The organism is Blastococcus sp. SYSU D00695 (genome assembly GCF_054050555.1).
The window spans coordinates 62554-73921 of sequence record NZ_JBJGZP010000021.1 but is presented as its reverse complement, the minus strand read 5'-3'; the positions used below and the strand labels follow the sequence as shown (position 1 = coordinate 73921).

13 protein-coding genes are annotated in these 11368 nt (G+C 77.4%); 4 read left to right on the top strand and 9 right to left on the bottom strand.

Going from position 1 to position 11368, the window contains the following annotated elements:
* Positions 1 to 139: 139 nt before the first annotated feature.
* Genes ACI781_RS14475 through ACI781_RS14465 form a run of 3 tightly spaced genes read right to left on the bottom strand, consistent with a single transcriptional unit; the run spans position 140 to position 2320 of the window.
* The gene (locus ACI781_RS14475; RefSeq protein WP_456566811.1) at positions 140 to 769 is read right to left on the bottom strand and encodes a cytidylate kinase-like family protein; all 630 of its coding nucleotides are present in this window, start codon (positions 767 to 769) and stop codon (positions 140 to 142) included.
* Entirely contained in the window at positions 757 to 1299 is a 543-nt protein-coding gene (locus ACI781_RS14470; protein WP_456566810.1) for a GNAT family N-acetyltransferase, read from the bottom strand. The genes ACI781_RS14475 and ACI781_RS14470 overlap by 13 nt, the downstream gene beginning before the upstream one ends.
* Entirely contained in the window at positions 1283 to 2320 is a 1038-nt protein-coding gene (locus ACI781_RS14465) for a thiamine-phosphate kinase (RefSeq protein ID WP_456566809.1), read from the bottom strand. Before ACI781_RS14465 ends, ACI781_RS14470 begins: the two co-directional genes overlap by 17 nt.
* A 92-nt stretch (positions 2321 to 2412) precedes the next feature.
* Between ACI781_RS14465 and ACI781_RS14460 the strand changes: the two genes are divergently transcribed.
* Positions 2413 to 2646: an Lrp/AsnC ligand binding domain-containing protein gene (locus ACI781_RS14460; RefSeq protein WP_456566808.1), complete on the top strand. Its 234-nt coding sequence runs from the start codon at positions 2413 to 2415 to the stop codon at positions 2644 to 2646.
* A 106-nt stretch (positions 2647 to 2752) separates the two neighbouring features.
* Positions 2753 to 3283 (top strand): DUF3515 domain-containing protein, encoded by a 531-nt coding sequence (locus ACI781_RS14455; RefSeq protein ID WP_456566807.1) that lies wholly within the window; start codon positions 2753 to 2755, stop codon positions 3281 to 3283.
* On the opposite strand, the gene ACI781_RS14450 is transcribed toward ACI781_RS14455, so the two are convergent.
* Positions 3284 to 3952: a hypothetical protein gene (locus ACI781_RS14450; protein WP_456566806.1), complete on the bottom strand. Its 669-nt coding sequence runs from the start codon at positions 3950 to 3952 to the stop codon at positions 3284 to 3286. It abuts the gene before it with no gap.
* Positions 3949 to 5103, bottom strand: a complete 1155-nt coding sequence (locus ACI781_RS14445) for a D-alanine--D-alanine ligase family protein (RefSeq protein ID WP_456566805.1) — start codon at positions 5101 to 5103, stop codon at positions 3949 to 3951. The genes ACI781_RS14450 and ACI781_RS14445 overlap by 4 nt, the downstream gene beginning before the upstream one ends.
* Positions 5104 to 5171: 68 nt before the next feature.
* Here ACI781_RS14445 and ACI781_RS14440 point away from each other — a divergent pair, with 68 nt between their 5' ends.
* On the top strand, positions 5172 to 5921 hold the full coding sequence (locus tag ACI781_RS14440; RefSeq protein ID WP_456566804.1) for a CDP-alcohol phosphatidyltransferase family protein: 750 nt from the start codon (positions 5172 to 5174) through the stop codon (positions 5919 to 5921).
* A gap of 7 nt (positions 5922 to 5928) precedes the next feature.
* On the opposite strand, the gene ACI781_RS14435 is transcribed toward ACI781_RS14440, so the two are convergent.
* From ACI781_RS14435 to ACI781_RS14420, 4 genes are read right to left on the bottom strand one after another with little or no spacing between them, the layout of a single operon-like run.
* Positions 5929 to 7560: a TIGR03767 family metallophosphoesterase gene (locus tag ACI781_RS14435; RefSeq protein WP_456566803.1), complete on the bottom strand. Its 1632-nt coding sequence runs from the start codon at positions 7558 to 7560 to the stop codon at positions 5929 to 5931.
* A 20-nt stretch (positions 7561 to 7580) separates the two neighbouring features.
* Positions 7581 to 8750 (bottom strand): cystathionine gamma-lyase, encoded by a 1170-nt coding sequence (locus tag ACI781_RS14430; RefSeq protein WP_456566802.1) that lies wholly within the window; start codon positions 8748 to 8750, stop codon positions 7581 to 7583.
* Entirely contained in the window at positions 8747 to 9742 is a 996-nt protein-coding gene (locus tag ACI781_RS14425; protein ID WP_456566801.1) for an NAD(P)H-dependent glycerol-3-phosphate dehydrogenase, read from the bottom strand. The genes ACI781_RS14430 and ACI781_RS14425 overlap by 4 nt, the downstream gene beginning before the upstream one ends.
* Entirely contained in the window at positions 9739 to 10605 is an 867-nt protein-coding gene (locus tag ACI781_RS14420) for a lysophospholipid acyltransferase family protein (RefSeq protein ID WP_456566800.1), read from the bottom strand. Before ACI781_RS14420 ends, ACI781_RS14425 begins: the two co-directional genes overlap by 4 nt.
* A 117-nt stretch (positions 10606 to 10722) precedes the next feature.
* Here ACI781_RS14420 and cofC point away from each other — a divergent pair, with 117 nt between their 5' ends.
* The gene (gene cofC, locus ACI781_RS14415) at positions 10723 to 11367 is read left to right on the top strand and encodes a 2-phospho-L-lactate guanylyltransferase (RefSeq protein ID WP_456566799.1); all 645 of its coding nucleotides are present in this window, start codon (positions 10723 to 10725) and stop codon (positions 11365 to 11367) included.
* Position 11368 lies beyond the last annotated feature (1 nt).

The following is an 11368-nucleotide window of genomic DNA, read 5'->3' as shown; positions in this document are numbered from 1 at the left end:
CCCCCCCCCCCCCCCCCCCCCCCCCCCCCCCCCCCCCCCCCCCCCCCCCCCCCCCCCCCCCCCCCCCCCCCCCCCCCCCCCCCCCCCCCCCCCCCGCGGGGGTGGGGACGGCACGGGGTGGGGACGGCGCGGGGTGGGCTCAGTGGCCGCCGATGCCCCGCGCCCGCGCCGCCAGCACGATGAGCTGCACGACGGACTCCACCGGCAGCGCCGTCCCGTCGATCACCAGGTGGTAGTGCCGGGCCGAGCGCGGGTCGGCCCGGTAGAAGTGCCGCACGTAGGCCTCCCGGGCGCGGTCGTTGGCCTCCATCTCGCGGCGCACCTCGTCGCGCGGGTAGCCGGTGCGGGCGACCACCGCCGCCACCCGCCGCTCCGGCGGCCCGTCCAGGCGCACGTGCAGCGCGTCGGAGCGGTCGTGCAGCACCATCGCCGCCGCCCGCCCGAGGACGACGCCCCCGCTGCCGGCGGCGATGTCGGCGAGGACACGCTCGGTCTGGGCCCGGAAGGCCCGCTCGTCGGGCACCCCGGCCATCGGGACGACGCCGCCCACCGGGTCCGGGACGCTGCCCAGCGACGCCACCAGCCGCCACAGACCGCGGGCGACGCGCTCGTCGTTCTGCTCGGCCTCCTCGATCGGGACGCCGAGCCGGTCGGCGACCTGGAACGGGATGAACCGGTCGTGGAAGGGCATGCCCAGCCGCTCGGCCACCGCCGGGCCGACGTCCACCCCGCCGGCGCCGTAGGACGCCGAGATCGTCACGATGCCCATGACTGCTCCTCCGCTCCCCCGCCGGCACGGCCGGTGAGGTCCTTGCCCAGGAAGACGGCGCCGGGCGAGTCGGCGTAGAGGCCGTAGCCGTCCGCCGGCACGTACCCCAGCTGCCGGTACAGCGCGATCGCCTCGGGCTGGCGGTCGCCGGTGTTGAGCACCACCGCGCTGTGGCCGGCCGCGGCCGCGCTGGACTCCAGGGCGTCCATCAGCAGCCGGGCCAGTCCCTGCCGGCGCGCCGCGGGCGCCACGTACACCCGCTTGACCTCCACCACACCCGGGGCGTGTACCCGCCAGGCCGCGCACCCCACCGGTTCGGCGCCCACCTCCGCGACGAGGAACAGCCCCGCGGGCGGGGAGAACTCCGCCGGGTCCACGACGGCCCCGTCGGGCCCGCCGTAGCGGACGACGTACTCCTGCTGCACGTCGGCGACCAGCTGCCGGGCCACCGGCGAGTCGTAGCCCACCGCCCGCAGCCGCAGCAGGCGGCCGTCGGGCAGCACGTGCTCGACCTCACCCGAAGTGGACATGTCCCGTTCCTCCCGATCCCAGCGCCTGCGCGACCGCGGCCGCGGGCCGGCCGTCCACCCGCACCCCGGGGCCGCCGTCGCCGGACACCCCCGAGACGGCGCCGACGGCCGCCCAGCCGGGGGGCAGCGTCGCATCCGCCGGGAACGTGGCCAGCAGCGCGTGGTCCTCGCCGCCGGTGAGCACCCATCCCAGCGGGTCGGCGCCGAGCGCCGCGCCCACCTGCGCCAGCGGCCCGGAGTCGTCGAGGGTGACGGCCGCCAGGGCGGCCGCGTCGACGTCCAGGACGACGCCGCTGGCCCGCGCGATGTGGCCGGCGTCCGCGAGCAGGCCGTCGCTGACGTCGCACATCGCGGTGGCGCCGGCGTCGGCGGCCGCGGGGCCGGCGGCGTACGGCGGCTGCGGGCGCCGGTGCGCACGGACGGCGGCCAGCGGGCTGGAGAACCCCCGCCGCAGCACGGCCAGGCCGCACGCCGACCAGCCGAGCCGGCCGGCCAGGGCGAGCACGTCCCCCGGGGCCGCCCCCGACCGCAGGACCGGGCGGCGGCCGCCGAGGTCGCCCAGCGCCGTCACCGAGAGGACGACGGCGCCGCTGCCGGGGGCCGAGGCCGACGTGTCGCCGCCGACCACGGCCGCCCCCAGGGGTCCGCACTCGGCGGCCAGCCCGTCGGCGACGTCCTCCAGCCACGCCGTCGGCGTGTCGGCGGGGCAGGCCAGCCCGACCAGCAGCGCGGTGGGGACGGCGCCCATCGCGGCGACGTCGGCGAGGTTGGCCGCGGCCGCCTTGTGCCCGACGTCGGTGCCGGAGGACCAGTCGCGGCGGAAGTGCCGGCCCTCCACGAGGACGTCGGTGGTGGCGACCACCCGGCCGTCGGGGGTGCGCAGCACCGCGGCGTCGTCCCCGGGGCCGACCTCGGCGGCCCGCGCGACGCCGGCCCGGGCCACCACCCGGTCGATGAGGCCGAACTCGCCGACGTCGGCGACGGTCTCCCCGGCGCCCCCGGGGGTGGGAGGCCGGCTCACCGGGTGCCTGCGGTCACTGCGATAGGTTGCCGGGCGGACCGCCGGCCGGTGGTCGCACACCGGCGGCAGCGCTGCCCGAGGAAGGTCATCCCGTGGTCCACGCCTACATCCTGATCCAGACCGAGGTCGGCAAGGCGGCGCAGGTGGCCTCGACGATCGCCGAGATCGCGGGGGTCTCCCGGGCCGAGGACGTCACCGGCCCCTACGACGTCATCGTCCGCGCCGAGGCCGAGACGGTCGACGAGCTCGGCCGGCTGGTCGTCGCCCGCGTGCAGTCCGTCGACGGCATCACGCGCACCCTGACCTGCCCCGTCGTCAACATCTGAACCGCTGACCGAGCAGCCCCGCCCCGACGGCGACGAGCCCGGGACCGAGCACACCCCGACACCGGCCGCCCCGGGCCCCGACCCGCTGCGGCGGGCCGCGCTCGTGGTGACCGCGCTCGTCGTCCCGCTGCTGGTCGCGCTGCTGGTGCTGGTCAACGTGCGCGACGACGGGGACGGCGGCGGGGACGGGCCCGCGCAGGTCAGCGGCCCGTCGACGTCGGCGCGCGCCGACCTGCCGCCGCTGGACGTCGACGTCCCCCCGGTCACCGCCGCCGCCGACGCGGCCTGCCCGGCGTTCATGACCGACCTGCCGATCGAGCTGGCCGGGCAGCGGGCGCGGCCGGTGCGCTCGGACACCCCCTACGCCTACGCGTGGGGCGACCCGCCGATCGTGCTGCGGTGCGGCGTCGACCGGCCCGCCGGCTTCGTCCGGGGCGGGCCGCAGCTGTTCGAGATCAACGGCGTCTCGTGGTTCGTCGACGACAGCGACCCCGACCGGTACGTGTGGACCGTCGTCGACCGGTCGGTCTACGTGGAGCTGTCGGTGCCGGCCAGCGTCGACAGCGAGGCCGCGGTCGCCCTCGGCCCGCTCGTCACCGCCACGCTCCCGTTCCAGGAGCCGCAGCCGGGCGGCTGATCAGCCCGGCAGCCGGTCCAGCTGCTCGGTGACGACGGCGGTGACCTCCGCGGTCGCCGCGTCCACGGAGCCGCCCGGCGGGGCCGTCACCGCGCTCACGGCCACGCTGAACGTGCCGTGCGCGCACCAGGCGAAGGCCGCCGGCCCGGTCACCCGCGACTCCGGGTCGGGCTGCTGGACGGTCAGCAGCCGGCACCCCTCGGGCAGCTGCTCCGGGTCGGGCAGCAGCATGCCCGCGTAGTAGCGCGCGCCGTCCCCGGCCAGGTCCTCGGCGTAGGCGGCCGCCCCCGGGGCGTCGTCGAACTGGTCGACGAAGACGCTGGTCACCGTCGCGCCGGGGGTGCCCCAGAAGCGCTCCCAGCCGTACCGGTAGCCGTAGTCCTCGAGCACGCCGCGCTCGTAGCCGGGGTCCTCGGCGTACCCGGCCACGTCGTCGACGGACTTGGCCCCCGCCGGCGGGTCGACGTCGGCGTCGGGCACCCGCGGCAGGCCGGAGGGCACGTCGGCCACCACGAGCGCCGACAGCTCCTCGGCCGTCTCCGGGGTGTGCTCCGCGGCCGCGACCGACGGCGTCGGCGTGCCCGTCCCGGTGTCGCCGCCACCGCACCCGAGGGCGGGCAGCACGGCCAGCAGCGCGGCGGCGGCCCGCACGTGCCGCCGCGGGGTCACCGGCCGGTCCGCGGACCGCCCGGAGCCCGTCCCGGCCCGGTGCCGGTCAGCGCGTCGGCGACCAGCCGGTCCACCAGCTCCGGGTAGGGGACGCCGCTGGCCGCCCACATCCGCGGGAACATCGAGATCGGCGTGAACCCCGGCATGGTGTTCACCTCGTTGACGACCAGCCGGTCGGCGCCGTCGGGCCCGGTCCCCAGGAAGAAGTCGACCCGGGCCAGTCCCTGGCAGTCCATGGCGAGGTAGGCGCGGGTGGCGGTCTCCTGCACCAGCCGGGTCTGCTCCGGGGTCAGGCCGGCCGGCACGTCGAACTCGACGGCGTCCTCGAGGTACTTGGCGTCGAAGTCGTACCAGTCGGTGCCCGGCTTGAGCCGGATCTCCGCGGGCAGGCTGGCCTCGGGCCGGCCGCCGGCGCGCCCGGCGAGCACCCCGCACTCGACCTCCCGGCCGGGGACGGCGGCCTCGACGACCACCTTGCGGTCGACGGCGGCGGCGGTGGCCACCACCGCGGGGAACTGCGCCCAGTCGGTGACCTTGGTGATGCCGATGCTGGAACCGGCCCGGGAGGGCTTCACGAACACCGGCAGGCCCAGGCGCTCGCGGTCGGCCTCGCCGAGCACGGCCGGGTCGGGGCACAGCGCGCCGGAGGCGTCGCGCAGGACGACGTGGTCGCCCTGCGGCAGCCCGGCGGCGGCCAGCAGCTTCTTGGTGAACTCCTTGTCCATCGACGCGGCCGACGCGAAGACGCCGGAGCCGACGTAGGGCAGGCCGCTCATCTCCAGCTGCCCCTGGATCGTGCCGTCCTCCCCGTAGGCGCCGTGCAGCACCGGGAAGACGACGTCGACCTCGACCAGGCCGGTGCCCGCGGGCGCGTCGAGCGGCGCGAGGCCCCGCCCGGAGGGGTCGCCGACCAGGGAGACCGGCGTCCCCCCGGTGACCTCCGGCAGCCGGCCCTCGGTGATCGCCAGCCGCTGGCCGGGGTCGGCCAGCACCCACCGGCCGTCGCGGCCGATGCCCACGGGGAGGACGTCGTACCGATCGGGGTCGAGGGCGGCCAGGACGCTGCCGGCCGACACGCAGGAGATGGCGTGCTCGGCGCTGCGACCGCCGAACACCACCGCGACGCGCAGCTTCCGTGCCTGTCCGCTCATCGGCAGCGACCCTAGTCGAGCGCCGTCCGGACGGCCGTGGCGCGGCCGGTGTGGGAACCTCGTCGCCGATGTCCGAGGTCCCCGGCGCCGCGCCGTTCTCCCGCGGCCTGCGGCTGGCCGGCGCCGCCGTGCACGTGTACACCGCGCTGGGCTCGGTGCTGGCGCTGCTCATCGTGCTGGCCGCGCTCGACGGGAACGCCGAGGCGGCGCTGTGGATCGGCCTGGTCGCGCTCGTCGTCGACGGCACCGACGGGATGCTGGCCCGGCGCACCCGGGTCAAGGAGACCTACCCGTGGTTCGACGGGGCCCTGCTGGACAACATCGTCGACTACCTGACCTACGCCTTCGCCCCGGTGGTCCTGCTGTGGACCACCGGCCACCTGCCGGCGGGGCTGCCGGGCTACCTGCTGGCGTCGCTGCCGCTGATGGCGTCGTGCTACCAGTTCTGCCGGGTCGACGCGAAGACCGACGACCACACGTTCCTCGGCTTCCCGAGCTACTGGAACGTCGTCGCCTTCTACGCGATCGTGCTGGACGCCAGCGAACCGGTGCTGGCGGTGTTCCTCGTCGTGCTGTCGGTCCTGGTGTTCGTCCCGATCCGCTTCCTCTACCCCTCGCGCAGCGGGGTGCTGCGGACGCTGAGCCTGGTGCTGTCGGCGGTGTGGGCGGTGACGTACGCCGTGCTGCTGCTGCAGTACCCCGACCCGCACCCGGTGGTGGCGGCGCTGTCGCTGGCCTACGTCGTCTACTACTGGGGCGTGAGCCTCTGGATGACCGCGCGCGCCGCCCGGCGCCGCCGGGAGGCCCGCGTCCCCTGAGGAGCGCTTAGGCGCAGCGGCGGGGGTCGCGGACGACGAGTTCCACGTTGCGGTCCCGCGGGCCGCCGGCCAGCCCGGACCCCAGGCCCGCCCAGGGCACGTTCGCCGACAGCTCCCGGTGCAGCGCGGCCAGCGACCGCGGGTCGCGTGCGGCCGGGTCCAGCGCCTCCGGCGGCCGGGCCGGGCTGTCGTGGTCGAGCATCGTGCAGACCAGCGACAGCGTGCCGTCGCCGTTGTCGAGGAACTCGACCAGCCGGGCCTGGCCGGGCCAGTCGACCACCGCGCAGGTGGTGACCTCCCAGAACCCGCGGCCGGGTTCGCCCGGCGAGTGCCAGGGCCGCACCTCGCTCACGTGGGTGTGCCCGTTGAGCCACAGGACGACGTTCGGGTGGCGGTGCAGCAGGTCGACCAGGTCCGGCCCGCCGAGCACCCCCTCCTCCCCGGCCGGGACGGCGCGGAAGGCCTCGGCGCGGGTCAGCGTGGTGGAGCCGTGGTGGGACAGCAGGACGACCAGCCGGTCGGCGTTGCCGGTGACCACGCGGGTGCCGTCGGGCTCCGCGTACGCCGAGGAGACCTCCCGCAGCCGGTCGACCAGCCAGCGGGCCTGGACGGCGTCGACCGAGCCGGAGCTACCGCCGGTGACCCGGGTGGTGTCCAGGCAGATGACGCGGACCCCCGGCAGGCCGTCCCAGGCGTAGTACGCCGTCCCGTCCCGGTAGTTGTCGGCGGTGAAGCCGTGCCCCTCGGGCGTGCCCGGGTCCGACAGGTGCGCGGCCACGAACGACCGGCGGTCCACGATCCGCCGGTCCGCCAGCGGGGTCACCCGCCGCGACGGGGCGGTGGTGAACACCTCCGAGGAGTGCGTGAACAACCGGACGGCGTCCTCCAGCGGCAGGTCCGGCGCGATCTCCACCGGCTTCTGGTCGGCCAGCAGGTACTCCTGCAGGGCCGGGGTGGGCACGCCGACGCCCTGGATCAGCGCCTCGTGGTTGCCGTGGCAGCCCAGCCACGGCAGCCGCAGCCCCTCGGCGGCGAACCCCGCGAACGCCGCCTCGAGCAGCCCCGGCCGGTGCGGGAACCCGTGCCGGTCGCGGAACACGTCGGGCTCGCCCTCGACGTCGGGCCGCCAGAACAGGTCGTGCGGCCAGCCGGCGGCCTGCACCCCGTCGTAGGCGGTCAGCCCGGCGCCGGGGTACACCACGCCGCCGGCGAGCAGGTCCAGGTAGAGCGACAGCTCGTTCCACTGGGCGTTGTCGATCGCGTCGCCGGTGGTGACGACGACCTGCACCGGGTGGCCGGTGCGCGGCCCGCCGCGGACGGCGTTGAGGGTGCGCACCAGCGCGTCGATCGCGTGCGCGGTCAGCGCCTCCTGCGGCCGCTGCATCGGCACCAGCGCGGCCATCCGCGGGTCGGCGGCGAACCGGTTGAAGAACTCGAACCGGGCCGGCGAGCACACGTCGGCCAGCTGCATGTCGGTGACGTGCGCCAGGCAGGCCAGGGCCTCCACGCCGGTGCGCGGCCGCTCCCACGAGGCCCCGACGAGCTCGCGGCGCAGCAGGTGCGGCTCCCCCGGCTGCCAGGCCAGCGCGTGGTACGGGGTCTCCCGGCCGGCGCGCAGCACCTCGCCGGCGCCGAGCACCCGGTCGAGGGTGGTGCGGCTCAGCGGGGGGCTCCCGGCGCCGTGCCGCCGAGCGCGGCGTCCAGGCCGGTCGCGAGGTCGGCCACCACGTCGGCGGTGTCCTCGATGCCGCAGGAGAACCGCACGAAGCCGGCCGGGACGTCGTCCCCGCCCCACTGGGCGCGCCGGTCGACGGTGCTGTGCAGCCCGCCGAAGCTCGTCGCCGCGACCCACAGCCGGCTCGCCGCGACCAGCCGCGCGACCGCCGCCTCGTCCGGCAGCACCGCCGACACGACGCCGTTCGGGCGCAGCATCTGCCGGGCGGCCAGCGCGGCCGACGGGTCACCGGCCAGCCACGGCCAGCGGACGCCGGTCACCCCGGGGCGGGCGGCCAGCAGCCCGGCGACGGCCCGCGCGGTCTCCGCCTGCCGCGCCAGCCGCAGGTCCAGGGTCGCCAGCGAGCGGTGGGCCAGCCACGCCTCGAACGGCCCGGGGGTGGCGCCGGTGCGGTCCCGCCAGCCCGTGAGCCGGGCGAGCAGCCCGTCGTCGCGGGTGCTGACGTGGCCCAGCAGCAGGTCGCTGTGCCCGGTGAGCGCCTTGGTGTCCGAGCCGACCGTCATGTCCGCGCCCAGGTCCAGCGGCCGCTGCCCCAGCGGGGTGGCCGTGGTGTTGTCGACGGCGACCAGGACGCCGGCGTCCCGGGCCGCCGCGGCGACCGCGGCGACGTCGCACACGTCCAGGTGCGGGTTGCTCGGCGTCTCCAGCAGCACCAGGCGCGCCCCGCGCAGCCCGCCTCCGGCCGCGTACGCCGCGACGTCCGGTGTCGGCACGTGGTCGACCCGCAGCCCGAACCGGGCCAGCTCCTCCCGGCCCAGCAGCCGGGTCGCGTAGTAGCCGTCGGCGGGCAGCACGACCCGGTCCCCGGCGGCGGTGACGGCGAGGACGGCGGCGCTGATCGCGGCCATCCCGGTGGCGAAGGACAGGCAGCGGCCCCCGTCGAGCTCCCCGATCGCGCCCTCCAGCACCCGCAACGTCGGGTGCTCGGTGCGCGCGTAGGCGTCGGCGCCGCCGGCGCGCGGCGGGGCGTCGCCGAGGTGGAACGGCGCGGCGAACACCGGGGACGGGCGCAGCGGGGCACCGGGCACGACCGGCCCCTCGCCGGCCCGCACGGAGCGGGTGCCGTCGCCCCACTCCCCCGGCCGGGCGCTCACTCGGGCTTCGCCTCGCGGGACATGATCTCCTTGACCATCTGCCCGGCGGAGACGCCCTCGTGGCAGACGCGGACGACGGCCTCGGTGATCGGCATGTCCACCCCGTGCGCGCGGCCCAGCTCCATCACCGGCCGGCAGCTCTTCACGCCCTCGGCCGTCTGGCGGGTGCTGCTCTGCACCTCCTCCAGCGACATCCCGCGGCCCAGCCGCTCGCCGAAGGTCCGGTTGCGCGACAGCGGCGAGCTGCAGGTGGCCACCAGGTCACCGAGCCCGGCCAGCCCCGCGAACGTGGTCAGCTCCGCGCCGAGCGCCGCACCCAGCCGCGCGGTCTCGGCCAGGCCGCGGGTGATCAGCGAGGCGCGGGTGTTGTCGCCGAAGCCCATGCCCTCGGCGACGCCGCAGGCCAGCGCGATGACGTTCTTCACCGCCCCGCCGAGCTCGCAGCCCACCAGGTCGGTGTTGGTGTACGGCCGGAAGTAGGGGGTCAGGCAGGCGGCCTGGATGGCGGCCGCCCGGTCGTGGTCGGGGCAGGCGATGACGGTGGCGGCCGGCTGCTCCTCGGCGATCTCCCGGGCCAGGTTCGGCCCGGACAGCGCGGCCACCCGCTCCGGCCCGGCGCCGGTGACCTCGCAGATCACCTCGCTCATCCGCTTGGTGCTGCCCAGCTCGATGCCCTTCATCAGCGACAGCAGGCTCGCGTCGGCCGGCAGCAGCGGCGTCCACGCGGCGAGGTTCTCCCGTAGCGACTGGGAGGGCACGGCCAGCACGACGACGTCGGCGCCGTCGAGGGCATCCGCGGCCTCGTGCGTGACGCGCAGCCGCTCGGGCAGCCGGACGCCGGGCAGGTAGTCGGCGTTCTCCCGGTCGGCGGCGATGGCCGCGGCCAGCTCCGGCCGGCGGGCGTGCAGGACCACGCTGCTGCCGGCGTCGGCGAGGACCTTGGCGAACGCCGTCCCCCACGACCCGGCGCCCAGCACGGCGACCCGCGTCACGCGCGGTCCCCCGTGCCGTCCCCGGCGGTGCCCGCCACGGGGTCACCCGCGGCGTCCTGCCCGGCGGCCGCGGGACGCGTCCCCGGCCGGGGACGGGCGGCGAAGCCGGCGGGCGCCGGCTCGCCGCGCAGCTCGGCGAGCTGGTCGCGCACCCGGCCCATGACGAGGTCGGTCGTCTCCCGCAGCAGCTCGGGCGTCAGGGCCCGGCCCGCCGCCACCTCGGCCCGCAGCGCCGTCAGGTCGACCGGCTCGCCGACGAGGTACTCGGCCGGGCGCCGCGGGCGCAGGCTCAGCTTCTTCGCGTGGTAGTCGTGCACCCGCTGCGGGCCCCACTGCGCCACGGGGACGACGACGGCGTCGCTGGTGAGCGCCAGGCGGGCCACCCCGGTCCGCGGCTGCATCGGCCACCAGTCGGGGTCGCGGGTGACCGAGCCCTCCGGGTAGATCACCACCAGGTTCCCCGCGGCGAGGTCGGCCCGGGCCAGGTCCAGCGAGCGGGCCGCCTCCGACGAGCCGCGGGCGACCGGGATCTGACCGGCTCGCCGCAGCAGCGTGCCGAGGACGCCCGTGAAGATGGCGTCCTTGATGAGGAAGTGCGGCACCCGGCCGTGGTCCCACGCCAGCCGGGCGACGGCCAGCGGGTCCAGGACCGAGACGTGGTTGACCACCAGCAGCACCGGGCCGGTGGCCGGCAACCGGTCCCCGTGGCGGTACCGCAGCCGGTACATCAGGGACGAGGTCGGGTAGACGAGCGCGACGGCCAAGGCCAGCGGCCACGGGAGGCGACCGCGGGTGCGCCACTTCGACGGCCGGCGGGCCGGCTCCCGGTCGCCCGCCGTCTCCGGGGACGTCTCCTGCGGCACCGGCACCCCTCTCGCTCGCGTGACGCCTGCCATGATCGACCCCCGCGCGGGCGCGGCCGCCCACCGGGTCCCCGCGGGCGCTCCGCCCGGCCCGGGCGGTGTGCTCACATTGTGGCCGTGGAGTGGTCCGTCGTCGTCCCCGCCAAGCGGCTGACGGTGGCGAAGACCCGCCTGTCCCCGCTGACCGGCGCCGCCCGGCAGCTGCACGCCGACCTCGTGCTCGCGCTGCTGGCCGACACCGTCGCGGCCGCCCTGGCCGCCGCCGGCCACGGCGTGTCGATCGCCGAGGTCCTCGTCGTCACCGACGACGAGGACGCCGCCGCGGTGGTCACCGGCCTGGGCGCGCGGACGGTGGGTGACGAGCCCGACCGCGGCCTCAACCCCGCCCTGGCCCACGGCGCCCGGGCCGCGCGGACGGCGGCGGTGGCCGCGCTCTCCTCCGACCTGCCCGCGCTGCGGCCGGCCGAGCTGGCGGCGGCGCTGTCGGCCGCGGCGGCGGTGCCACGCGGCCTCGTGACCGACGCGTCCGGCACCGGCACCACCCTGCTCACCGCGCGCGGGACCGACCTGGACCCGCGCTTCGGCACCGGGTCGGCGCGCGCCCACGCGGACTCCGGCGCGGTGGCCCTGGCCGGGGCCTGGCCGGGCCTGCGGCGCGACGTCGACACGCCCGCCGACCTCGCGGCGGCAGCGGCCCTGGGCCTGGGCCCCACGACCGCGGCGCTGCTGCCCCGGCTGCCCGCGCGGGGCGCCGCGGGGTGAC